22 protein-coding genes are annotated in these 22,224 nt (G+C 69.1%); 13 read left to right on the top strand and 9 right to left on the bottom strand.

The annotated features are described in order from the left end of the window. Positions 1-209 precede the first annotated feature (209 nt). Genes sufB through Q5716_RS06865 form a run of 5 tightly spaced genes read left to right on the top strand, consistent with a single transcriptional unit; the run spans position 210 to position 4,280 of the window. Positions 210-1,628 (top strand): Fe-S cluster assembly protein SufB, encoded by a 1,419-nt coding sequence (gene sufB / locus Q5716_RS06885; protein ID WP_305002341.1) that lies wholly within the window; start codon positions 210-212, stop codon positions 1,626-1,628. Next, on the top strand, positions 1,629-2,828 hold the full coding sequence (sufD, locus tag Q5716_RS06880; protein WP_305002340.1) for a Fe-S cluster assembly protein SufD: 1,200 nt from the start codon (positions 1,629-1,631) through the stop codon (positions 2,826-2,828). Further along, positions 2,825-3,154 (top strand): non-heme iron oxygenase ferredoxin subunit, encoded by a 330-nt coding sequence (locus Q5716_RS06875; protein WP_305002339.1) that lies wholly within the window; start codon positions 2,825-2,827, stop codon positions 3,152-3,154. The genes sufD and Q5716_RS06875 overlap by 4 nt, the downstream gene beginning before the upstream one ends. 27 nt (positions 3,155-3,181) lie before the next feature. After that, on the top strand, positions 3,182-3,946 hold the full coding sequence (sufC, locus tag Q5716_RS06870) for a Fe-S cluster assembly ATPase SufC (protein WP_305002338.1): 765 nt from the start codon (positions 3,182-3,184) through the stop codon (positions 3,944-3,946). Positions 3,947-3,950: 4 nt separating this feature from the next. Next, positions 3,951-4,280 carry a metal-sulfur cluster assembly factor gene (locus Q5716_RS06865; protein ID WP_305002337.1) on the top strand — a complete coding sequence of 110 codons (330 nt, stop codon included), beginning with the start codon at positions 3,951-3,953 and terminating at the stop codon, positions 4,278-4,280. Positions 4,281-4,341: 61 nt separating this feature from the next. Here the strand turns inward: Q5716_RS06865 and Q5716_RS06860 are convergent, their stop codons facing one another. Next, entirely contained in the window at positions 4,342-4,968 is a 627-nt protein-coding gene (locus Q5716_RS06860; RefSeq protein ID WP_305002336.1) for a biotin transporter BioY, read from the bottom strand. A 117-nt stretch (positions 4,969-5,085) separates the two neighbouring features. Between Q5716_RS06860 and Q5716_RS06855 the strand changes: the two genes are divergently transcribed. Continuing rightward, positions 5,086-6,684: an ABC-F family ATP-binding cassette domain-containing protein gene (locus Q5716_RS06855; RefSeq protein WP_305002335.1), complete on the top strand. Its 1,599-nt coding sequence runs from the start codon at positions 5,086-5,088 to the stop codon at positions 6,682-6,684. 15 nt (positions 6,685-6,699) lie between these two features. Here Q5716_RS06855 and Q5716_RS06850 read toward each other — a convergent pair whose 3' ends face one another. The 3 genes from Q5716_RS06850 to Q5716_RS06840 are packed head-to-tail and all read right to left on the bottom strand — an operon-like array spanning position 6,700 to position 8,053. After that, on the bottom strand, positions 6,700-7,542 hold the full coding sequence (locus tag Q5716_RS06850) for an SURF1 family cytochrome oxidase biogenesis protein (protein ID WP_305002334.1): 843 nt from the start codon (positions 7,540-7,542) through the stop codon (positions 6,700-6,702). Beyond that, on the bottom strand, positions 7,539-7,772 hold the full coding sequence (locus Q5716_RS06845) for a hypothetical protein (protein ID WP_305002333.1): 234 nt from the start codon (positions 7,770-7,772) through the stop codon (positions 7,539-7,541). Before Q5716_RS06845 ends, Q5716_RS06850 begins: the two co-directional genes overlap by 4 nt. After that, positions 7,772-8,053 carry a DUF3099 domain-containing protein gene (locus tag Q5716_RS06840; RefSeq protein WP_305002332.1) on the bottom strand — a complete coding sequence of 94 codons (282 nt, stop codon included), beginning with the start codon at positions 8,051-8,053 and terminating at the stop codon, positions 7,772-7,774. The genes Q5716_RS06845 and Q5716_RS06840 overlap by 1 nt, the downstream gene beginning before the upstream one ends. Before the next feature lie 96 nt (positions 8,054-8,149). Between Q5716_RS06840 and Q5716_RS06835 the strand changes: the two genes are divergently transcribed. Beyond that, complete coding sequence (locus Q5716_RS06835) at positions 8,150-8,860, top strand: beta-ketoacyl-ACP reductase (RefSeq protein WP_305002331.1); 711 nt, start codon at positions 8,150-8,152, stop codon at positions 8,858-8,860. Here Q5716_RS06835 and serB read toward each other — a convergent pair. Both serB and Q5716_RS06825 read right to left on the bottom strand, forming a co-directional pair. Further along, positions 8,857-9,495 (bottom strand): phosphoserine phosphatase SerB, encoded by a 639-nt coding sequence (gene serB / locus Q5716_RS06830; RefSeq protein ID WP_305002330.1) that lies wholly within the window; start codon positions 9,493-9,495, stop codon positions 8,857-8,859. The two genes, Q5716_RS06835 and serB, sit on opposite strands and share 4 nt — an antisense overlap. A gap of 42 nt (positions 9,496-9,537) precedes the next feature. Further along, a complete protein-coding gene (locus Q5716_RS06825) occupies positions 9,538-10,776 on the bottom strand; it encodes a glucose-1-phosphate adenylyltransferase (protein WP_305002329.1) in 1,239 nt (412 codons plus the stop codon). A 61-nt stretch (positions 10,777-10,837) separates the two neighbouring features. Here Q5716_RS06825 and glgA point away from each other — a divergent pair, with 61 nt between their 5' ends. The 3 genes from glgA (at position 10,838) to Q5716_RS06810 (ending at position 13,186) form a co-directional block, all read left to right on the top strand. Continuing rightward, a complete protein-coding gene (glgA, locus tag Q5716_RS06820; RefSeq protein WP_305002983.1) occupies positions 10,838-12,019 on the top strand; it encodes a glycogen synthase in 1,182 nt (393 codons plus the stop codon). Positions 12,020-12,032: 13 nt separating this feature from the next. Continuing rightward, the gene (locus tag Q5716_RS06815; RefSeq protein WP_305002328.1) at positions 12,033-12,815 is read left to right on the top strand and encodes an ABC transporter ATP-binding protein; all 783 of its coding nucleotides are present in this window, start codon (positions 12,033-12,035) and stop codon (positions 12,813-12,815) included. Positions 12,816-12,919: 104 nt separating this feature from the next. Next, a complete protein-coding gene (locus tag Q5716_RS06810) occupies positions 12,920-13,186 on the top strand; it encodes a type B 50S ribosomal protein L31 (RefSeq protein ID WP_305002327.1) in 267 nt (88 codons plus the stop codon). Between the two features lie 74 nt (positions 13,187-13,260). Here Q5716_RS06810 and Q5716_RS15930 read toward each other — a convergent pair whose 3' ends face one another. Next, a complete protein-coding gene (locus Q5716_RS15930) occupies positions 13,261-14,640 on the bottom strand; it encodes an NUDIX domain-containing protein (protein ID WP_369523971.1) in 1,380 nt (459 codons plus the stop codon). Positions 14,641-14,680: 40 nt separating this feature from the next. Continuing rightward, on the bottom strand, positions 14,681-16,393 hold the full coding sequence (gene treS / locus Q5716_RS06795) for a maltose alpha-D-glucosyltransferase (RefSeq protein ID WP_305002326.1): 1,713 nt from the start codon (positions 16,391-16,393) through the stop codon (positions 14,681-14,683). Between the two features lie 88 nt (positions 16,394-16,481). Here treS and Q5716_RS06790 point away from each other — a divergent pair, with 88 nt between their 5' ends. From Q5716_RS06790 to Q5716_RS06780, 3 genes are read left to right on the top strand one after another with little or no spacing between them, the layout of a single operon-like run. Beyond that, positions 16,482-17,393 carry an alpha/beta fold hydrolase gene (locus Q5716_RS06790; RefSeq protein WP_305002325.1) on the top strand — a complete coding sequence of 304 codons (912 nt, stop codon included), beginning with the start codon at positions 16,482-16,484 and terminating at the stop codon, positions 17,391-17,393. Beyond that, positions 17,390-18,478, top strand: coding sequence for a glycosyltransferase family 4 protein (locus tag Q5716_RS06785; protein WP_305002324.1), 1,089 nt, complete (start codon positions 17,390-17,392; stop codon positions 18,476-18,478). Before Q5716_RS06790 ends, Q5716_RS06785 begins: the two co-directional genes overlap by 4 nt. 10 nt (positions 18,479-18,488) lie before the next feature. After that, on the top strand, positions 18,489-19,721 hold the full coding sequence (locus tag Q5716_RS06780) for an aminotransferase class V-fold PLP-dependent enzyme (protein ID WP_305002323.1): 1,233 nt from the start codon (positions 18,489-18,491) through the stop codon (positions 19,719-19,721). Here Q5716_RS06780 and Q5716_RS06775 read toward each other — a convergent pair. Next, positions 19,681-22,125, bottom strand: a complete 2,445-nt coding sequence (locus Q5716_RS06775) for a glucosidase family protein (RefSeq protein WP_305002322.1) — start codon at positions 22,123-22,125, stop codon at positions 19,681-19,683. The genes Q5716_RS06780 and Q5716_RS06775 overlap by 41 nt on opposite strands. Between the last annotated feature and the right edge of the window lie 99 nt (positions 22,126-22,224).

The raw sequence follows: 22,224 nt of genomic DNA, 5'->3' as shown, positions 1-22,224 counted from the left end.
TGGGGTTCTCAGAACACGCCCAAGCCGGGGAGTCAGCGTAGACACCGGAGCGACCCGCTCCTTGTCCTGGTTCAGTCTAAGCAAGCCCCAGCGTGTGCACTCGCCAGAGCCACACACTCGTCAGCCTGCAGGCCGAAGCCCGGCTCTGTGCTGTGAATGGGAATGCCGGCGCAACCACCGAGGTTGGCACCGGTGGGAAAGAGGTAACTATGGCTGACGTGCTGATCGACCGACCCGAGCTGGGCAGTCTGGGCCAGTATGAGTTCGGATGGTCCGACCCCGACGCAGCGGGCGCCTCGGCGCGGCGCGGTATCAACGAGGAGGTCGTGCGCGACATCTCGGCCCTGAAGAACGAGCCGGAGTCCATGCTCAAGACCCGCCTCGCGGGGCTGAAGAACTTCTTCCGCAAGCCCATGCCCCTCTGGGGTGCCGACCTGTCGGGCATCGACTTCGACAACATCAAGTACTTCGTGCGCTCGACGGAGAAGCAGGCCCAGAGCTGGGACGACCTGCCCGAGGACATCAAGGCGACCTACGAGAAGCTCGGCATCCCGGAGGCGGAGCGGCAGCGGCTCGTCGCGGGCGTCGCCGCCCAGTACGAGTCCGAGGTCGTGTACCACGCGATCAACGAGGAGCTCGAGCGCCAGGGCGTCATCTTCATGGACACCGACACGGCGCTGCGCGAGCACCCCGAGTTCTTCGAGGAGTACTTCGGCACGGTCATCCCGGCCGGCGACAACAAGTTCGCGGCGCTCAACACGGCCGTGTGGTCCGGGGGATCGTTCGTCTACGTCCCCAAGGGTGTCCACGTCGAGATCCCGCTGCAGGCGTACTTCCGCATCAACACGGAGAACATGGGCCAGTTCGAGCGGACCCTGATCATCGCCGACGAGGGCTCGTACGTCCACTACATCGAGGGATGCACCGCCCCGATCTACAAGTCCGACTCCCTGCACTCGGCCGTCGTGGAGATCATCGTCAAGAAGAACGCCCGCGTGCGCTACACGACGATCCAGAACTGGTCGAACAACGTCTACAACCTCGTCACCAAGCGCGCCATCGCCCACGAGGGCGCGACGATGGAGTGGATCGACGGCAACATCGGCTCGAAGGTGACGATGAAGTACCCGTCGATCTTCCTCGCCGGCGAGCACGCGAAGGGCGAGACGCTGTCCGTCGCCTTCGCCGGGCCCGGCCAGCACCAGGACGCCGGCGCGAAGATGATCCACATGGCGCCGTACACCACCTCCTCGATCGTCTCCAAGTCGATCGCCCGGGGCGGTGGCCGCGCCGGCTATCGCGGCGAGGTGCGCGTCGATGAGAAGGCGCACCACTCCGCCAATACGGTGCGCTGCGATGCCCTGCTCGTGGACACGATCTCGCGGTCGGACACCTACCCCGCCATCGACATCCGCGTCGACGACGTCCAACTCGGGCACGAGGCGACGGTGTCCCGGGTCAGCGAGGAGCAGCTCTTCTACCTGCAGTCGCGGGGTCTTCCCGAGGACGAGGCGATGGCGATGATCGTGCGCGGCTTCATCGAGCCGATCGCTCGCGAGCTGCCCATGGAGTACGCACTCGAACTCAACAAGCTCATCGAGATGAGCATGGAAGGCTCCGTCGGCTAAATGAGTATCGCCACTACCCAGACGTCCGCAGCGGGGTCCGAGCAGCACGGCGCGCGAGCGCACAGCGACGGCGGTTGGGGCGCCGCGACGGTGCCCGTCCAGACCCGTTCCGAGCGCTTCAGCTCGACTCGCCACGAGGACTTCGCTCCCGTTCTCGGCGTCGAGATCGACTGGAAGCTCACACCGGTCTCCCGCGTGAAGACCCTCATCGACGATGAGCTCGACGGCTCCGCCTACGACCTCGCCGACCGGGGCAGCTCATCGGGGGCCGCCGTCGAGTGGATCGGTATGGACGACCCGCGCGTGGGCTCCGCCGGAACCCCCGAGGACCGTGCCGCCGCCAACGCCTGGTCGAGCACCCAGAAGGCCCTCTCGGTCACCGTCTCCGGCGACGAGCGGATCGCTGTCGGTCTCGACCGGTCCGGTTTCGGCAGCGCGCCCCGAGCGGCGCACACGGTCATCACCGCGAAGCCGAACAGCCAGGGTCACGTCGTGCTGCGCAGTTCCGGCCCCGGCGTTCTCGCAGAGAACGTCGAGATCGTCGTCGAGGACGGCGCACGCCTCACCGTCGTCTCCCTTCAGGAGTGGGACGACTACGCGCTCCATCTCGCGAGCCACTTCGCGCGCGTCGGCCGGGATGCCTCGCTCACGCACATCGTCGTCTCCCTCGGCGGTGCCATCGTTCGGGTGAATCCCTCCGTGCACCTGAGCGGGGAGGGCGCTAACGGCGACCTCTATGGCCTCTACTTCGCCGACGCGGGCCAGCACCTCGAGCAGCGCGTCTACCTCCACCACGAGGCGGCCCACACCGTGGGCCGCGTCAACTACAAGGGCGCGCTCCAGGGCGATGGCGCCCGCACGGTGTGGGTGGGCGACGTCCTCATCGGTCGGGACGCGACCGGCACCGACTCGTACGAGCAGAACCGCAACCTCGTGCTGAGCGAGGGTACCCGGGCGGACAGCATCCCGAACCTGGAGATCGAGACGGGCGACATCCTCGGCGCCGGCCACGCGAGCGCGACCGGCCGGTTCGACGACGAGCAGCTCTTCTACCTGCAGGCACGCGGGATCAGCGAGGCGGAGGCCCGCCGCCTCGTCGTGATCGGCTTCCTCAACGAGATCGTGCAGAAGGTCGGCGACCCGGAGCTCGAGTCCTACCTCGCCGGTCGCATCGTCGACGAGCTGGGAGCGGCGTCATGAGCGCCGAACGCGTCTGCACCCTCGACGAGCTCGAGGTGAACAAGGCCTTCCGGGTCGTGCTCGACGGAACGGCCATCGTCGTGGTGAAGGACTCCGCCGGCGACGTTCATGCGATCGGCGACACGTGCACCCACGGCGACATCTCGCTCGCCGAAGGCTTCGTCGAGGATGACGCGATCGAGTGCTGGGCGCACGGCTCCACCTTCTCGCTGCGCACCGGAAAGCCCCAGAACCTCCCCGCCTACGAGCCCGTCCCGGTGTTCGTGGTGAACGTCGACGCCGACGGCGTCGTCTCCATCGACCCCCACGAGATCGTCTCGGTCTGAGCATCCGGCCGACGAAGGAATAGAGCAATGTCAGTACTTGAAGTCAAGGACCTCCACGTCAGCGTCGAGACCGAGCAGGGCACGAAGCAGATCCTCAAGGGCGTCGACCTCACGGTCAAGCAGGGCGAGATCCACGCGATCATGGGCCCCAACGGCTCGGGTAAGTCGACCCTCGCGTACTCGATCGCGGGTCACCCGAAGTACCACGTCGAGAGCGGGTCGATCCTGCTCGACGGCGCCGAGGTGCTCGAGATGAGCGTCGACGAGCGTGCCCGCGCCGGCATCTTCCTCGCGATGCAGTACCCGGTCGAGATCCCCGGCGTGCGGATGACTGACTTCCTGCGCACCGCGAAGACGGCGATCGACGGCGAGGCCCCCGCGATCCGCGGCTGGGTCAAGGAGGTCGGCGAGGCCATGGGCGCGCTGCGCATGGACAAGTCGTTCGGTGAGCGCAACGTCAACGAGGGATTCTCGGGAGGCGAGAAGAAGCGGCACGAGATCCTCCAGCTGGAGCTCCTCAAGCCGAAGTTCGCCGTGCTCGACGAGACCGACTCCGGTCTCGACGTCGACGCGCTCAAGATCGTGTCCGAAGGAGTCAACCGCGCCCACGCGGCCACCGACCTCGGAGTGCTCCTCATCACGCACTACACGCGCATCCTGCGCTACATCAAGCCCGACTTCGTGCACGTCTTCGTCGACGGCAAGGTCGCCGAGGAGGGCGGCCCGGAGCTCGCCGAGCGACTCGAGAACGAGGGCTACGATCGATTCCTCCAGCCCTCGGGCGTAGCGTAGAGCCATGGCTACAGCGCTCGCACCCGCGCTCTTCGACCAGGTCGAGGAGGCGCTCAAGGACGTCGTCGACCCCGAGCTCGGGGTCAACATCGTCGACCTGGGTCTCATCTACGACCTCAGCTGGGACGACGAGAACAACGCGCTCATCATCAGCATGACCCTCACGTCGGCGGGCTGCCCGCTCACCGACGTCATCGAGGAGCAGACGGCGCAGGCCCTCGACGGGATCGTCGAGGCGTTCCGCATCAACTGGGTGTGGATGCCGCCGTGGGGCCCCGAGAAGATCACCGAGGACGGCCGCGACATGATGCGCGCCCTCGGCTTCTCGATCTAGACCGCACAGCGAAAGGCCCGGACGGAGGTTCTCCGTCCGGGCCTTCGTCGTTCGAGGAGCGCTACTCGGCGCTCGACTCGGCACGGGCATCCCGGCGACGCACTCCGAACCACGCGAGCGAGATGATCCCCGCACCGAGCGCGGCCTTGATCACGCCGCCCAGGATGAACGGGTAGAGCCCGCTCTGGAGGACCGCGCCGAGGGAGTTGTCGAGGCCGAGGTTGCCGAGGGCCGCCGCGAGCCACGGCAGGCCGAAGGCGAAGGGGATGACCGAGCCGACGAGGAAGGCGAGGAAGGCCCACACCGGCTTCCGGTCCCACTCCCGCTGCGCGAGCCAGCCGGTGAATGCCGCCGCGAAGACGAAGCCGATGATGTACCCGCCGGTGGGTCCCGCAACGACGTGCCAGCCCGAGGACGCGTCGCTGAACACCGGCAGGCCGACGATACCGAGCACGGCGTAGAGCGCGAGCGACGCGGCGCCGCGCGTGGCGCCGAGGAACACACCGACGAGCAGCACGGCGAGCGTCTGGCCCGTGATCGGAACCGGCCAGAGGGGCACGGCGATCTGCGCGGCGACCGCGGTGAGCGCCGCTCCCGCGGCGATGAGGACGAGGTCGGTGGCGATGCTGCGGCTGAAGACTTTGTCGGCAAGGGTCGGGCGGCCGACGGCCAGGGTCAGTGAGCTCAAGGGGTCTCCTCGGGGTCGGGCGGGCCGGGCGGTGTGCCTCGGCGCACGAAGTAGACTATCTGGCTGACCCCCCTGACTTGCGTTGTATTACCGCGCCCAAAGAACTGGACTATCGCTGTGCTTTCTGTGCACGACCTCGAGCTGCGCGTGGGAGCACGACTCCTCATGGAGGACGTGTCCTTCCGCGTGGACCGGGGCGACAAGATCGGGCTCGTCGGCCGCAACGGCGCCGGCAAGACGACGCTCACCAAGGTCCTCGCGGGCGAGCTGCCGCCGACGGACGGCAAGATAGAGCGCGGGGGAGAGATCGGCTACCTGCCGCAGGACCCGCGGTCGGGCGATCCCGAGGAGCTCGCGCGCACGCGCATCCTGAATGCCCGCGGTCTCGGCGACCTCGTCGCCGGCATGCAGAAGGCGACAGCCGAGATGGCGAGCGACGACGCGGCCGTCGCGGACGCCGCGATGAAGAAGTACGCGCGGCTGACCGACCGCTTCGACGCCCTCGGCGGGTACGCGGCGGAGGCGGAGGCGGCGTCCATCGCGAGCAATCTGAGCCTGCCCGACCGCATCCTCGACCAACCTCTCAAGACCCTTTCGGGCGGTCAGCGGCGCCGCATCGAGCTCGCGCGCATCCTCTTCTCCGACGCCGAGGTGATGATCCTCGACGAGCCGACGAACCACCTCGATGCGGATTCGGTCGTCTGGCTGCGCGAGTTCCTCAAGAGCTACCAGGGCGGATTCATCGTCATCAGCCACGACGTCGACCTCGTCGGCGAGACCGTCAACAAAGTCTTCTATCTCGACGCCAACCGCCAGGTGATCGACGTCTACAACATGGGATGGAAGCACTACCTGCGGCAGCGGGAGGCGGACGAGGAGCGGCGGAAGAAGGAGCGCGTCAACGTCGAGAAGAAGGCGACGCAGCTCCAGCTGCAGGCTGCGCGATTCGGGGCGAAGGCGTCAAAGGCCGCCGCGGCGCACCAGATGGTCGCGCGCGCCGAGAAGATGCTCTCAGGACTCGAGGAGGTGCGTACCGTCGACCGTGTCGCCAAGCTGCGCTTCCCGGAGCCCGCTCCGTGCGGTCGCACCCCGCTCACCGCCAACAACCTTTCCAAGAGCTACGGCTCGCTCGAGATCTTCACCGCCGTCGACCTCGCGATCGACCGCGGTTCGAAGGTCGTTGTGCTGGGGCTCAACGGAGCGGGGAAGACGACTCTGCTGCGCATGCTCGCGGGCGTCGACGAGCCCGATACGGGCGAGGTCGTCCCCGGTCACGGCTTGCGGATCGGATACTACGCACAGGAGCACGAGACGATCGACGTCAAGCGGTCGGTGCTGGAGAACATGGTGTCCGCGAGCCCGAACCTCACCGAGACGGAGGCGCGGCGGGTGCTCGGCTCGTTCCTGTTCACCGGGGATGACACGGCCAAGCCCGCCGGAGTCCTGAGCGGCGGCGAGAAGACTCGACTCGCCCTCGCCATGATCGTCGTGAGCGGTGCCAACGTGCTGCTGCTCGACGAACCGACGAACAACCTCGACCCGGCGAGCCGCGAGGAGATCCTCGGGGCACTCGCGGGCTACACCGGAGCCGTCGTGCTCGTCAGCCACGACGAAGGGGCCGTGGAGGCCCTCAACCCGGAGCGGGTGCTCATTCTGCCGGACGGCGTCGAGGACCACTGGAACAAGGACTACGCCGACCTCATCGCGCTCGCCTAGCACTCCTGCGGCTGGTCAGCGGTCGAGGAGGGCATCCTCTTCCTCGTTGTCACTGGGCCTGCGTGCTGCAGCCTTCTGCCGGCGGCGCTCCGCCCGCTCCTGCTCCGCCGGATCGTCGCTGTTGCGATAGCGGTACTCCTGGCGGATCGCCCAGCCGAGGGCGACGAAGGCGAGCAAGCCGAACACGAACCACTGGAACGCGTACGAGAGGTGGGGGCCTTCATCGGGTTCCGGCCGCACCGTCGCCGTGGGCCGCGTGGAGGGGGCGGGGGACTCGCTCGCGAGGAGTCCGTAGGCACCCGTGTAGACCGGCATCCCGAGCCGTTCCTGGATGTCGGGGAGGTTGATGGTGGCGATCTGCCCCTCGGGAGCCGAGCGCCCCGCAACGACTGGCTCGCCAGCCTTCAGGCGCGCCACCACGGTGACCTCTCCCGTCGGCGGCGCGGGAACGGCATCCGGCTCGTCCTGCTCATTGCCGGCGGGCACCCAGCCCCGATCGACGATGAAGACGGAGCCGTCCTCGAGGAGGAGCGGCACGAGCACCTCGAATCCTGCCGCGCCGCCGAGCGGCCGACCGCGCACGAGCAACTGCTCGTCGGTCAGGTACGTTCCCGTCACCTCGACGGGGATCCACTTGTCGTCGGCGTCGAAGGACTCGCGATCAGGCAGCGCCTCGGCCAGGGAGACGGGAGCGGAGTCCCAGTTCTGCTCCACTCGTTCGATCTCCTGACGCGCCTCCTCGCGGCGGGCCAGCTGCCACATGGCCAGGAACGAGCACGCGACCGCGAAGACGACGACGAGGGCCAGGTAGCCGAGCCAGCGCCGGGACAGGGCGAAGCGCCACCCCACGCCCGTCACGACCGGGATCCGTCCGGCACGACGTCGATCACCGTGCCCGCCGGGACCACGACGACCGGGAAGCCCCGGGTCTCGAGGTAGTCGTGCAGGAACGGTCGATGCTCGTCGCACGCGGCCCACAGCTTCACGCGGTCGGCGGAGTGGATGCGGGGATTGCGCCAGCCGATCGACCAGGCGGCGTCCGCGCGGCACCCGGCCCGCGAGCAGTGCGCTGCAGCCTCGTCCTCCATCACCGGTCGGCGTCACCTCGATCGGGAGCGGGCAGCGAGAACCGCACCGACTCCACGGCTCCTGTCGTCGGACGCGAGCTCGCATTGGCGATCACGACGGCGACGTACGGGAGCACGATGGCCCCGAGGATCGGGAGCACGAGCCACCAGCCCTGCACGAAGAAGCACAGGATGACGCACACCGTGCGGATCCCCATGGCGATGGCGTACCGCAGCATCCTGCGGTTGCGCTCCTCCTCAGGGGACTCCCCGAGGGTGGTGATGGACTGCGGCGTGTTCATGGGCTCGATTCGACCGTCGGACGGGGCTCCGGCAGGCCACCGGGGCGCCCTCTATACCAGCCTACGTCGGGATCGGCTCGACTATAGGCTGGGCGCATGACCACACCCAGGACCGTTCTCGTCACCGGAGGCAACCGCGGCATCGGCCGCGCGATCGCGGAGGAGTTCGTGGCGCAAGGCCACCGGGTCGCCGTCACGGCACGGTCCGGCTCCGGTCCCGAGGGAACGCTCACGGTGATCGCCGACGTCACCGACGCCGCGAGCGTCGATGCCGCGTTCACCGAGGTGGAGGAGAAGCTCGGCCCCGTCGAGGTCGTCGTCGCCAACGCCGGCATCACGCGCGACACGCTCCTGCTGCGCATGAGCGAGGAGGACTTCACCGACGTCATCGATACCAACCTGACGGGTTCGTTCCGCGTCGTCAAGCGCGCCTCCAAGGGGATGCTCAAGGCGCGCTTCGGCCGTGTCATCCTCGTCTCGAGCGTCGTGGGACTGCTCGGCTCGGCGGGCCAGATCAACTACTCCGCCTCCAAGAGCGGCCTCATCGGCATCGCACGGTCGCTCACTCGCGAGCTCGGCGGTCGCGGCATCACGGCGAACGTCGTCGCGCCCGGCTTCATCGAGACAGACATGACGGCGGAGCTGCCGCAGGAGCAGCAGGACGCCTACAAACAGCAGATCCCGGCCGGACGGTTCGCGAGCCCCGAGGAGGTCGCCAAGGTGATCGCGTGGCTCGCGAGCGACGACGCCGCCTACATTTCCGGCGCGGTCATCCCCGTCGACGGCGGACTCGGGATGGGGCACTAGCCCCGCAGGCCGAGCAGCGGCAGGATCTGGCTGAGGTCCCGGTCGTCGATCAGGACGCCCGCGAGGTCGCGCACCGGCGCCTTCGCGTCGAAGCCGACCGCGAGTCCCGCGATCGCCATCATCGGCAGGTCGTTGGCGCCGTCCCCGACCGCGACGGTGCTCGAGAGCGGGAGGGATGCCTCGGCGGCCCACTCCCGCAGGGTGCTCGCTTTGGCTTCCGCATCGATGACCGGTCCTTCGAGAGACCCCGTCAGCGCCCCGCCGACGACCTCCAGGCGGTTCGCTCGCCAGTGATCGAGCCCCAGTGATCGCGCAACAGGGTCGAGCACCTCGTGGAAGCCGCCCGACACGACGCCCACGCGCCCTCCCGCGGCGCGCACCCCCGCGATCATCTCCGGGACCCCGCGGGTGACGCGCACGCGCTCACCGACGGTCGCGAACACCGACTCGGGGAGTCCGGCGAGCGTCGCCACTCGAGCGCGGAGACTCTCCTCGAAGTCGATCTCGCCGTTCATCGCGCGGAAGGTGATCTCCTCGACCTGCTCGAGCGAGCCGGCTTCGGCGGCGAGCAGTTCGATGACCTCGTTCTCGATGAGGGTCGAGTCGACGTCGAGCACGACGAGGAATCGGGACATGGGGGAGAGCGGCCTTTCCTGCGTGCGGAGAGGAGGCCCGGCTCAGCTGACGATGACGCCCTTGCCGACGACGGTGATGCCCGTCTCGGTGACCGTGAACCCGCGGGCCCGGTCGGCGTCGTGGTCGACTCCGACGGATGCCCCGGCCTCGACCACAACCTCCTTGTCCAGGATAGCCTTGCGCACGACGGCGTTCGGCATGATCCGGGCGCGCTCGAAGACCACCGAGTCGACGACCATGGCCCCCGACTCCACGACCGTCCACGGCCCGAGGACGCTGCGCTCGATGTGCGCGCCGGAGAGCAGCGAGCCGAGCGAGACGATCGAGTCGATCATCGTGCCGAGGTAGCCGCGCGCATCCCGCACGAACTTCGCCGGGGGCGAGTTGAGCTGCTGGCTGAAGATCGGCCACTCGCGGTTGTACAGGTTGAACACGGGGAGCGCCGAGATCAGGTCCTGGTGCGCGTCGAAGAACGACTCGATCGTCCCCACATCGCGCCAGTAGAAACGGTCACGATCGGTCGAGCCGGGCACATTGTTGCGATTCAGGTCGTAGACGCCGGCGAGCCCCCGCGACACGAAGTCGGGCACGATGTCGCCGCCCATGTCGTGGTTCGAGTCGCTTCGCTCGCCATCGCGGATGACCGCGTCGATGAGGACGTCGGCGTCGAAGACGTAGTTGCCCATCGACGCGAGGACCTCACCGGGCGAGTCAGCGAGCCCCACCGGCTTCTCGGGCTTCTCGTGGAACGCGGCGATCCGGTTGGGGTCGTTCGCGTCGAGCTCGATGACGCCGAACTGGTTGGCGAGCGCGATCGGCTGCCGGATGGCGGCGACGGTCAGCCCGAGACCGGACTCGATGTGCGCATCGATCATCTGACTGAAGTCCATGCGGTACACGTGGTCGGCGCCGACGACGACCACGATGTCGGGCTTCTCGTCGCGCAACAGGTTGAGGCTCTGGAGGATCGCGTCGGCCGAGCCGCTGAACCAGCGCTTGCCGAGGCGCTGCTGGGCGGGCACCGACGCCACATACGCGTCGAGGAGCCCCGACAGGCGCCACGTCTGGGACACGTGGCGATCGAGGCTGTGCGACTTGTACTGCGTGAGGACGACGATCTGGCGCAGCCCCGAGTTGATCAGGTTGGAGAGGGCGAAATCGATGAGCCGGTAGCCGCCCCCGAACGGGACGGCCGGCTTGGCGCGATCCGCGGTGAGGGGCATGAGCCGCTTGCCCTCGCCGCCGGCGAGGACGATGCCGAAGATCTTGGGAGACGCCATGTGCCAAGACTAGGGGAGGGGCTTGCCCGCGACCAGCGACACGGTGGAGTACCGTCGGAGGATGCGAGTCGATCTGATCAGCCGAGAGTATCCGCCGGAGGTCTACGGGGGTGCCGGCGTCCACGTCGCGGAGCTCGTGCGGGCGCTCCGCGGCGACATCGACGTCGTGGTGCGCTGCTTCGGGATGCCCCGCGACGAGCCCGACGTGCACTCCTACCTCGTCCCGTCCGACCTGGCGGGCGCCAACCCGGCCCTCGCCACGCTCGGCGTGGACCTCCAAATCGCGCAGGACGTGGCGGGAGCCGACCTCGTGCACTCGCACACCTGGTACGCGAACGCCGCGGGTCACCTCGCGAGCATGCTGCACGGCATCCCGCACGTCGTCACAGCCCACAGCCTCGAGCCACTGCGGCCGTGGAAGGCGGAGCAGCTCGGCGGCGGGTACCGCGTCTCGAGCTGGATCGAGAAGACAGCGTTCGAAGCCGCTGCCGCGGTCATCGCGGTCAGCGAGGGCATGCGCCGGGACATCCTGCGCTCCTATCCCGCCCTCGACGAGGCTCGCGTCCAGGTCGTGCACAACGGCATCGACCTCGAGCGGTGGGTGCCGCTCGACGAGCCCGAGCTCCTCCGCGGCCTGGGAATCGACCCCGACCGGCCGTCCGTCGTGTTCGTCGGCCGGATCACCCGCCAGAAGGGGCTGCCGTATCTGCTGCGGGCGGCACGGCTCCTGCCCCCCGACGTGCAGCTCATCCTGTGCGCGGGAGCTCCCGACACGCCGGAGATCCTCGCGGAGGTGCAGGCGGGCGTCGCCGCGCTCCAGCAGGAGCGCTCCGGGGTGATCTGGCTCGAGCGCCTTCTGAGCCAGGCGGAGCTGTCGGCGGTGCTCACTCGCGCCACGACGTTCGTCTGCCCGTCGGTCTACGAGCCGCTCGGCATCGTGAACCTCGAAGCGATGGCGTGCGCCGCGCCCGTCGTCGGCACGGCGACCGGCGGCATCCCCGAGGTCGTGGAGGACGGGGTGACCGGTCGACTGGTGCCGATCGAGCAAGTCCAGGATGGCACGGGCACACCCATCGACCCCGACCGCTTCGTCGCCGATCTCGCCGCCGCCCTCACCGAGGTCGTCTCCGACCCGGAGGCCGCTCGGGCGATGGGCCGCGCGGGCCGGGAACGGGCGGAGCGCGAGTTCAGCTGGTCGAGCATCGCGCGTCGCACCACCGAGATCTACGCGAGCGTGACCTAGGCTGGAAGCCATCATGACCAGCGTTCTGCAGCTCTCCGACGTCTCCGTGGTCCGCGACCGCACCACCATCCTCGACTCCGTCTCCTGGACGGTCGACGAGTCGGAGCGGTGGGTGGTCCTCGGCCCGAACGGTGCCGGGAAGACCACGCTCCTGCAGCTCGCGGCGGCGCAGATGCATCCCACTTCCGGCAGGGTGACCGTGCTCGACGACACCCTCGGCCGGACCGACGTGTTCGAGCTGCGGCCCCGCATCGGGTTCGCGTCCTCGGCGATGGCCCGCCGGGTCCCGCGCGACGAGCAGGTCGTCGACGTCGTGCTCACGGCGGCCTACTCGGTGACCGGCCGCTGGAACGAGAGCTACGACGACGTCGACGTGCGCCGCGCACGGCGGGTGCTGTCCGAGTGGAAGCTCGACCACCTCGCGGAGCGCCGCTTCGGCGCCCTCAGCGACGGCGAGCAGAAGCGCGTCCAGATCGCCCGCGCCGTAATGACCGACCCCGAGCTCCTCCTGCTCGACGAGCCTGCCGCGAGCCTCGACCTCGGGTCGCGCGAAGAGCTCGTGCAACTGCTCGGCGGCTTTGCGAGCGCCGCGGAGGCCCCGGCGATCGTCATGGTGACCCACCACGTCGAGGAGATTCCGGCGGGCTTCACCCACGCGCTCCTGCTCTCGGGAGGGACCGTGCACGCGGCCGGCCTGATCGACGAGGTCATCACGTCGGAGAACCTCAGCGGGGCGTTCGGACTGCCCCTCGCGGTGACGAAGGACGCGGGCCGCTTCACCGCCCGAGCGGCGTGAGTTTCGCCCCCGTCTGCTAAACTAGGTAGCTGGCCCGCGCCCTGTCGCGCGCGGCACTCGACTTTACAGCTCGTCTCTCCATCCACACATCACAGGGAATCACCATGAAGACCGACATCCACCCCACGTACGCGGCCGTCGTGTTCCGCGACCTCGCGTCGGGAGCGACGTTCCTCACGCGCTCGACCGTATCGAGCGACAAGACGATCGAGTGGGAGGACGGCAACACCTACCCCGTGATCGACGTCGAGATCTCGAGCGAGTCGCACCCGTTCTACACGGGCAAGCAGCGCATCCTCGACTCGGCGGGTCGCGTCGAGAAGTTCAACTCGCGCTACGCCAAGTTCGGCGCCAAGCCCGCGAGCAACTAGTCGCCTAGAGCACACGCCGAAACGGCCGGTCCCTCACGGGGCCGGCCGTTTCGCGTTGCTGCGTGGCGCCGCGCTCAGAACAGCGCGGAGCGGCGCTCGATCCACAGCGGCAGGATCGTGTCGCGCGTGAGGGGCGCCAATTCCACGCCGTCCAGGTCGACCACCTCGAGCCAGCGCAACTCCTCGATCTCGCCGGCGGCAGCGAGCATCCCGTCGCTCACGAGCGCGAACACCTCGGCGCGGATGACGGTGTCGGGCTCATTGGCAGCCTCCGCCCGGAAGCTGCCCAGATACTCGGTCGTGTCGGGGTCGAGGATGAGGCCGACCTCCTCGAGCAGCTCGCGAGTCAGGGCTTCGAGGGCGCTCTCGCCGGGCTCGATCTTGCCGCCGGCCTGCATGAACGCCGTCGTACCGCGCTTGCGGACGACGAGAGTGCGACCCTCCGGGTCGGTGATGATCCCGGCGGCTACGCGCAGTACCGTCGGCTTCCGCGCGGCGGACGCCGGGGCGGCGGGTGCAGGCGCAATCGATGCGGGGGCGACCGCGGACTCCTGCGCGCTCGGGACCGGTACCGCCGAGGGCTGCGACAGTGAGCCGATCGGAGCGGGTGGGGGAGCGGTCGCGTACGCCGACGCGGGTGCGGCCGCGAGTGCCTCGAGAGACAGGACGCCCGTTCCGTACAGGTCGATCACCGGGACCGTGAGCGACGGGCGCGGGGCGGGCGCGGGGATGGGCTGGGTGTCGAGGAACGACAGCGGGCTCTCCGCCGTGCGCACTGGCCACTCGGTGTCGGCGACATACGTCTCGTCACCCTTCGACTGGCGGATGTACTGCTGAAAGCTCTCCGCCTGCTCGCGGTACCAGATCTCCTGCCTGCCGTGGAGGTCCGCAGCGCCGAGTGCGAGTTCCTCGGGGTAGGCACGAGCGAGGGCTAGCGCGACGCGGCCCGCGGCGATCGCGTCGGAACCGGCGTCGTGCGCCTCGTCGAGAGCGACACCGTAGAGCTCCGCCGTCACCTCGAGAGTGCGCTTGCCCTTGCGGTAGCGGTCGACGGCCTTGTCCATGACGAGCGGGTCGATGACTGCCGCGAACTCCGCGAGCGGCTCGACGGCGTGCCGTCGGCACTCGCGGTCGAGCAGGCTCAAGTCATAGGGGGCGTTGTACACGACGAGGGGCATCCCGAGCCCCTGCAGCACCCGCAGCGTCTGCGCGATCTCGGCGACGACTACCACCGCAGCGCGCCCCTCGGCGCGCGCCCGCTCGGTCGTGATGCCGTGCACTCGCGCCGCGCCCTCGGGAATCTCGATGCCGGGGTCCGCGAGCCAGTCCCACCGATCGATGACCGCGCCGTCCTCGTCGAGCACGGCGATGCACGCCGAGACGATCCGGCTCGTGTCGACGTCGACACCCGTCGTCTCGAGGTCGAAGACCCCGATCCGGCCCCAGTTGCTCATGCAACCAGGGTAGGGCTCCACACCGACACGGTGCGGGAGCCTATCCGCGAGCCGCGGGCGTGAGCCGCAGCCAGTAGAAGTCCTGCGAGCCCAGGGTGAGCCGCAGCGAGCCGGACTCGTCGACCTCGGGGAACGCCGAGCCGCCGAAGAGGTCCCACGTCGCCGCCCCCTCGAAGCCCGGGACCGTGATCGTCGTCGACACCGGCGTGTGGGCGAAGCTGAACACGCACAGCACGGTCTCCGCCGGATCGCCGAACTGGGACTCGCTGCCGGGGTACTCCCGAACGAAGGCGATCACCGAGTCGTGGTCCGTCGGCACCACGCGGAGCGACCCGAGACCGAATACCGGGTGCTGCTTGCGCAAGTGGATCATGGTGCGCACCCAGTGCAGGAGCGACCGGGACTGGGCCAACTGCGACTCGACGTTGATGAGCGAGTAGTTGTAGACGAGGGACTGCACGACCGGGAGGAAGAGCTTCCCGGGGTCCGCCGTCGAGAACCCCGCGTTGCGGTCGGGTGTCCACTGCATCGGGGTACGGCTCGAGTCGCGGTCGGGGAGCCAGATGTTGTCGCCCATGCCGAGCTCGTCCCCGTAGTACAGGAACGGGCTGCCGCGCAGCGAGAAGAGCAGCGCGTGCGCGAGCTCGAGCTCCGCGCGCGAGTTGTCGAGGAGCGGGGCCAGGCGCCGACGGATGCCGACGTTCGAGCGCATCCGGGGGTCGTAGGCGTACCAGCCGTACATCGCCTGCCGGTACTCCTCGCTCACCATCTCGAGGGTGAGCTCGTCGTGGTTGCGGAGGAAGACGCCCCACGCGGCGCCCTCGGGCTCATCGGGCACCTCGGAGAGAACCCGCTTGAGCTCCCCGGCGTGCTGGGAGCGCAGCGAGTAGAAGATTCGCGGCATGACGGGGAAGTCGAAGGCCATGTGGCACTCCGGCTCCTCGGCCGTGCCGAAGAAGTCGACGACCTCGTTGGGCCACTGGTTCGCCTCGGCGATGAGCATCCGGCCCGGGTACTCCCGGTCGACCATCGCGCGGATCTCCTTGATGAACTCGTGCGTCTTGGGCTCGCCCTCGCCGTTTCCCTCGTCGGACTCGAAGAGGTAGGGGATCGCATCCAGTCGGATGCCGTCGACGCCCATGTCCATCCAGTGCCGGATGATGTCGAGGACCTCCTGGCGCACCGCCGGGTTTTCGAAGTTCAAATCGGGCTGGTGCGAGAAGAATCGGTGGAAGTAGTACTGGCGACGGACCGGGTCGAAGGCCCAGTTCGAATCCTCGGTGTCGACGAAGATGATGCGGATGTTGGGGTACTTCTCGTCGGTGTCGCTCCAGACGTAGTAGTCGCCGTACGGGCCATCCGGGTCCTGGCGCGACTGCTGGAACCACTCGTGCTGGTCGGAGGTGTGATTGAGCGGGTAGTCGATGACGATGCGCATGTTGCGCTCGTGGGCCTTCGTGACGAGCTCGCGGAACTCGTCGACCGTGCCGAACTCGGGCAGTACCGATCGGAAGTCGGAGACGTCGTAGCCGCCGTCCCGCAGCGGAGAGCCGAAGAACGGCGGGATCCACAGGGCGTCGACGCCGAGCCACTGCAGGTAGTCGAGCTTCGAGATGAGACCGGCGAGATCGCCCGATCCATCGCCGTTCGAGTCGAAGTACGAGCGGACCATGACCTCGTAGAAGACGGCTCGGCGGTACCACTGCGGATCCAGGGCGAGTCCGGGCAACTGGATCGGGGCGGTGAAGGTCATGGAGCTCCTCGACAGAACAGCAGGTCGATCGAGTCTAGAGCCCCGAGTGCAAGCGCTTGTAGTCCGCAGCGCTGCCTAGGATGGACTGGTGCCCGCCCCGTCGCCGTATGCCGCCCTCCTCGAGGCGATGCCGGTGCACTCCGATTCGGTCGAGGTGCTCGGTAGCACGACGCGGTACTGGGTCTACGGCGCCGACGACGCGCCCGTGACGCTCGTCGTGGTGCACGGGTACCGCGGCGAGCACCACGGGCTCGAGCCGATCGTGGCACAGCTGGAGGGCATCCGAGTCGTGAGCCCCGATCTGCCCGGTTTCGGCGAGTCGGCGCCGCTCGTCGGTCGACGACACGACATCGCCGGATACTCCGCCTGGCTCTCGGGGTTCATCGCTGCCCTCGGCCTCGAGGGCGCTCCGGTGCTGGGCCACTCGTTCGGATCGATCGTCGTCTCGCACGCCGTCGCGGGCGGACTCGCGCCCTCGCGCGTCATCCTGGTCAACCCGATCGCCGCGCCGGCGCTCTCCGGCCCGAACGGATTCCTCAGCCGATTGACGCTGCTGTACTACCGTCTCGGCCGCGCGCTGCCCGAACGTCTCGGGAGCGCACTGCTCAGCAATTGGCTCATCGTGCGGTTCATGAGCCTCGTGCTGGTGCAGTCGCGCGATCCCGAGGTGCGCCACTTCGTCCACGACCAGCACCACGCGTACTTCAGCCGGTATGCGAACCGCGACTCCGTGGTGGAGGGGTTCGAGGCATCCATCTCGTCGGACGTGAGCATGGTGGCGTCGCGCATCGAGGTGCCGACGCTGCTCGTGGGCGCCGACCGCGACCCGATCACGACCGTCGCCGCCCAGCAGCGCCTGGTCGAGCTGTTCCCGGATGCCCGACTCGAGATCATCCCCGGAGTCGGCCACCTCATCCACTATGAGAAGCCGCGCGAGGCCGCTCGCGCGATCGTCGACTTCCTCGGCGCAGGTCGCGTCGTCGGCGAGGCCCGGTCGTGAAGATCGTCTTCGACTGCCGCTACACGCGGCTCGGCCGCCACGACGGCATCTCGCGGTACGGCGCTCGACTCGTGGAGGAGCTCTCCAAGCTCCACCCCGTGACGATGCTCATCTCCGACGAGCGCCAGCTCGAGATGCTCCCCGACCTGCCGTGGATCCTCGGGCCCGACCCGACGAAGGCGACCGAGCCATGGGTCTCCCGCTGGGTGAACCCGCATGAGCCCGATGTCGTCTTCACCCCCATGCAGACCATGGGTCCGGGCGGCCGCCGGTACGCGCTCGTCACGACCGTGCACGACCTCATCTACTACAAGCACCGCACTCCGCCGCGGGACCTCAACCCGGCGCTCCGCCTGCTGTGGCGCGGATACCACTTGTGGGTGGGCTTCCAACGTGCGGTGCTCAATCGGGCGGACGCGCACCTCGTCGATTCCGAGACGACCCGGGACCTCATGGTGAAGTACCGGATGACACGCAATCCGATGCACGTCGTACTCCTCGGCACGGAGCAGCCCGACCCGACCCCCCTCCGCTCCGCCCCGGAGCAGCGCACCCTTGTGTACATGGGCTCCTTCATGCCCTACAAGAACGTCGATCTGCTCGTGCGCTCGATGGCGGCCCTTCCCGGGTACCGGCTCCAGCTCATGAGCCGCGTCTCCGACGCGGAGCGCGCCCGGCTGACGGCGCTCGCCCCGGAGGGCGCGGTCGAGTTCTTCAACGGCGCGAGCGACGAGCAGTACGTGGCCGCACTCAGAGCGGCCACGGCGCTCGTCTCCGCGTCACGTGACGAGGGGTTCGGCCTGCCCGTGGTGGAAGCACAAGCGCTCGGCACGCCGGCGCTCCTCGCGGACACGGCGATCTTCCGGGAGATCGGCGGCGAACCGGCCGGGTACTTCGATCCGGACAGCATCGAGTCGTTCGTCGCCGCCGTCCGAGCCCTCGAGGCGCCCGGCGAGTGGGCACGGCGGTCGGCCGCCTCGACCGGGTGGGCGAAGCGCTACAACTGGCCGGACGCGGCGAGGCAGCTGCTCGGGGTTCTCGAGGAGGCCGTCGCCCGTCGGTCGGGGGAGCGCCCCGGGCGCTAGGGTCGTCAGGGTGATCCCCGCTGTCGCCCGCCCCGCCCCACTCGTCAGCACCGAGGGGACCACGGGCCGCGAGGAGTGGGCTCTCGATCCGGCACAGCGCCACATCAACCACGGCTCGTACGGCGCGGTTCCCCGACGGACCCTCGCGTTCCAGCAGGCTCTCAAGAACGAGCTCGAGGCCAACCCCCTCCAGTGGTTCGACACGCTGCCCGACCGGATGGCCGCCGAACGCGCGGCCCTCGCCGCCTTCCTCGGCGCCGAGCCGCACGAGATCGCGGCCGTGCCCAATGCGAGCGCCGCGGCGAGCGTCATGTTCGGGAGTCTCCGCTTGAACGCCGGCGACGAGGTGCTCATCACCGACCACGTCTACGGCGCGGTCGCGCTCGGGGCCCGGCGCTTCGCCGACCGCTGGGGTGCGGTCGTGCGCGTCGCGGCGGTGCCGTTGGCGGCGGGTGCCGAGGAGAGTCTCGACGCGATCGCCTCGGCCGTGACATCCCGCACTCGCGTGGCGATCGTCGACCACATCTCGTCCGCGACGGCGCGCGGCTTCCCGATCGCGGAGATCGTCGAGCTCGCTCAGCAGCACGGATTCACCCTCCTCGTCGACGGGGCGCACGCGGCAGGCATCCTGGAGTCAGCCGCGGAGGTCGCCGCCGGCACCGAGAACGTCGTCTGGTTCGGGAATCTTCACAAGTTCCCGGCGGCGCCCCGCCCGGCGGCGGTACTCGTGGCGCGCGGCGCCCTCGCCGACGCCACCCACCCGCTCATCGACTCGTGGGGGGCCGGGCTGCCGTATCCGGATCGCTTCGACCAGCAGGGCACGATCGACACGACGGGGTTCCTCAGCGCCTCGTTCGGCATCGGAGAGATCGAGCGGCTCTTCGGATGGGCGGAGCTTCGCCGGTACGGTGCCGAGCTCGGCGCCTACGCGGTCTCGATTCTCGCGCCCGCGCTGGGGGAGTGGGTGGACGACCCCGTCGTCGAGCTCGGGATGCCCGAGCCCCTGCAGCCCCTCCTGCGACTTCCGGAGGGCGTAGCGGCGGACGCCGCGGGACAGCGAGCGCTGAAGAACGCGCTGTCGCGCGAGGCGGGCGTCGAGGCAGGCGTCATGACGTGGAACGGCGGCGGCTACCTGCGGTTGTCGGCCCACGCCTACAACGAGGCCGAGGACTACGAGCGGCTCCTCGAGCGCGGGATTCCCGTTATCGCCCGAATCGCCGCAGAGCACTCGCGAGCACACTGAACCCCTCCGCGAGCTGGCCCTCGTAACCGCTCGGTGTGCCGTCCCACATGCGCCAGTCGACACCCGAACCGAGGCCGCCGAACGAGGAGTCATCGGCGATGGACGTGGCGAGCGCCACGAGCAGCTCGTCGGCCTCGGCGCGCATTCCGACGCGGTCGAAGGCGTCGACGATGACGCGGGCGCCGTGGTGGGAGCAGCCGCCCTGCTGATAGCCGCCCATCGGAAGTCCGAACACGACGCCGCCGATGTCGGACTCGGGGATGCGCCAGAGGTTCAGCGGGACACCATTGCGCAGGTCGGGCACGCCGACCGCATCCCAGTGCTCTCGGAGCCGGGTCATGATCGCTCGCGCGATATCGGCGGGAAGCAGCTCGGTGCTGCACGCGGCACCGTTCACGAGGGAGAACCCGTAGTCGTGGAGCTCGCCGTCGCGCGAGCGCCATCCGGCGATGAGGCCGGTCGTCTCGGAGTAGAACGCCGGCAGGTACGCCTCCTGGATGCGCCGTGCCGCTTCGCTCACTCGGTCCGAGAGAGCCTGCTCCCCCCGGTCCCGCAGTACCGGCGCAAGCTCGGTCCACGCCTCGAAGAGGACGGCGTTCGCCCACGCGTCCTTCCAGCCGAAGGAGATGACGTCGGACCACGCCGTGCTCCACTGGTGCTCGCCGCTGTTGCCGAGGCGGATGGTGGACTCGACGAGGCCGTCACCGTCGACGTCGCGGGCGAGCATGTCCTCGATCTCGGCGAGCACCCGGTCGCGATGCCGGGCGAACCAGGCGGAGTCGTTCGTCGCCCCGAGGTACCGGCCGACGGCCACGAGGGTGTTCGCGGCCATGTGGACGTACTCGTCCTCCAGTCGGTGGGGGCCGTGCGAGGTGGAACCGCTGCCGTAGCTCGGGGCGCCGTCGAGCCAGCGACTGAGCGAGGCTCCCACGAGGCCCAGGGGAGACACTCCAGGGAGCAGGTCGCCGAGACCGGTCGCGATCGCCGAGATGTCGTTGAGCGTCGTGGTGCAGTGCATGGACGCGCCGTTGTTCGAATAGGTAGCGGTGTCCGCCCGGAAGGGCAGAGCGGTGAGGGCGTGCCGGTCGAGCATCCGGCGGACGGGGGCCGGGGCATCCGGCGCCACCGACGCGAGCCGCGGGGTGCGCGCGGCGAACACGATTCGAGCGCGGTAGTCGCCGGCGGGCAGCAGGTAGTCGCCGAAGGGCGTCGGAGTCTCGCCGAGCTTGAACTCGAGCGTGTTGGTGTCGAGTGCACGGACGGAATCGCTGCGCATGAGGAGGTCGGGGGAGTCGCTCGAGATCTCGAACGTGCCGAAGCGCGGGAAGTGCCAGAGCACGTCGCCGCGCAGGAGGCCCGTCTCGCCCGTGGTCACGAGCTCGCCGATCGCTGTCGAGGGGGTCACGCGGTTGTCGGTCGCGATGTGCCAGGCCGAGCTCGTCCACGCGCGGTAGTCCTCTGCCGCGGTCCGGCGCAGGTCGAGTTCGATCCGATCGGCGAGGACGGTGAAGCGGTAGCGGTAGCGCTGCCCCGCGCTCGGAACCGACACGTCGTAGGTGACGACGTTGCCGCGCACCGTCGTCACTCCCTCGTAGTCACTGGCGAGGAAGCCCACCGGGCGATCGCCGTCCGCACGAGTGACCCGCGGCCCCTGCGCGAGGTACTCGGCGTTCTGGTCGCGGAGGACCGGGTAGACGCCGGACGGGTACACGCCGCTGCGGACGATGTCCATCGACCGGGGCTGCTGGAGCAGGGAGCGGTCGGTGCGACCCGTGCCGTCGTCGTCGACGGACAGGTGCGACCACGCGGGGGAGCGCAAGCGGAACCCGACCGAGAGCCGCGGAGTCCGGTACCGCACTTCGACCCCGCGGTGCTCGGCGGAGACGCCGTCCGGCAGGCCCGACAAGTCGAGGTCGTCGACCTCGAGGCGTCCTTCACGGCGAGGCTGCCACTCAGCAGGAGCCTCGCCGATGAGCTCCAGTCCGGTCGCGGCGAGGTTCCAGCCCGGCCACCAGCGATCGGTGCTCGCCTGCCTGATCTCGACGACGAGTGCCCGCGATGCCGCGCCGCCGAGGTCGAGGCTGCTGCCCGCGCCGCCCACGCGGCCGAGCTGCGTCCACCCGTGCACCGCGGGCTCCCACACCCGGGCGTCGACGACCTCGTCCGACTCTTGTCCGCTCGCGCACTTGTGGTAGCCCGCGCCGGGCACGACGCGCACCGATTCGAGCGACATCGGCGCGTCGGAGAAGATCGCTCGGAGATGGATGATCCGCTGGTGCGGAGCGGTGCTCTCGCCCGTTTCGCGAGACGCCCACACCGATCGGGTGTGGATTCTCGTGGTCGCCGCCGGCAGCGATTCCCACTGCGATGTGGCGAGGGGATGCACGAACAAGTTGGTGGACATGCTTCAGCTTTCGAGGGTCGTTGACGAGTGATCTGACGCTGTTTTACACTGGCCGAACCGTCGGTGCAAAAACGATTGCGCAAATCCGACCGGGGTGCT

Source organism: Antiquaquibacter soli, from assembly GCF_030580675.1.
Taxonomy (GTDB): domain Bacteria; phylum Actinomycetota; class Actinomycetes; order Actinomycetales; family Microbacteriaceae; genus Rhodoglobus; species Rhodoglobus soli.
The sequence above is the reverse complement of the archived record's forward strand: the minus strand, read 5'-3'. Positions and strand labels throughout refer to the sequence as shown.

Coding starts and splice junctions, on each gene's coding strand:
- sufB (WP_305002341.1), top strand. CDS start 210: ATGGCTGACGTGCTGATCGACCGACCCGAGCTGGGCAGTCTGGGCCAG.
- sufD (WP_305002340.1), top strand. CDS start 1,629: ATGAGTATCGCCACTACCCAGACGTCCGCAGCGGGGTCCGAGCAGCAC.
- Q5716_RS06875 (WP_305002339.1), top strand. CDS start 2,825: ATGAGCGCCGAACGCGTCTGCACCCTCGACGAGCTCGAGGTGAACAAG.
- sufC (WP_305002338.1), top strand. CDS start 3,182: ATGTCAGTACTTGAAGTCAAGGACCTCCACGTCAGCGTCGAGACCGAG.
- Q5716_RS06865 (WP_305002337.1), top strand. CDS start 3,951: ATGGCTACAGCGCTCGCACCCGCGCTCTTCGACCAGGTCGAGGAGGCG.
- Q5716_RS06845 (WP_305002333.1), bottom strand. CDS start 7,772: ATGGAGGACGAGGCTGCAGCGCACTGCTCGCGGGCCGGGTGCCGCGCG.
- Q5716_RS06840 (WP_305002332.1), bottom strand. CDS start 8,053: ATGAACACGCCGCAGTCCATCACCACCCTCGGGGAGTCCCCTGAGGAG.
- Q5716_RS06835 (WP_305002331.1), top strand. CDS start 8,150: ATGACCACACCCAGGACCGTTCTCGTCACCGGAGGCAACCGCGGCATC.
- serB (WP_305002330.1), bottom strand. CDS start 9,495: ATGTCCCGATTCCTCGTCGTGCTCGACGTCGACTCGACCCTCATCGAG.
- Q5716_RS06825 (WP_305002329.1), bottom strand. CDS start 10,776: ATGGCGTCTCCCAAGATCTTCGGCATCGTCCTCGCCGGCGGCGAGGGC.
- glgA (WP_305002983.1), top strand. CDS start 10,838: ATGCGAGTCGATCTGATCAGCCGAGAGTATCCGCCGGAGGTCTACGGG.
- Q5716_RS06815 (WP_305002328.1), top strand. CDS start 12,033: ATGACCAGCGTTCTGCAGCTCTCCGACGTCTCCGTGGTCCGCGACCGC.
- Q5716_RS06810 (WP_305002327.1), top strand. CDS start 12,920: ATGAAGACCGACATCCACCCCACGTACGCGGCCGTCGTGTTCCGCGAC.
- Q5716_RS15930 (WP_369523971.1), bottom strand. CDS start 14,640: ATGAGCAACTGGGGCCGGATCGGGGTCTTCGACCTCGAGACGACGGGT.
- treS (WP_305002326.1), bottom strand. CDS start 16,393: ATGACCTTCACCGCCCCGATCCAGTTGCCCGGACTCGCCCTGGATCCG.
- Q5716_RS06775 (WP_305002322.1), bottom strand. CDS start 22,125: ATGTCCACCAACTTGTTCGTGCATCCCCTCGCCACATCGCAGTGGGAA.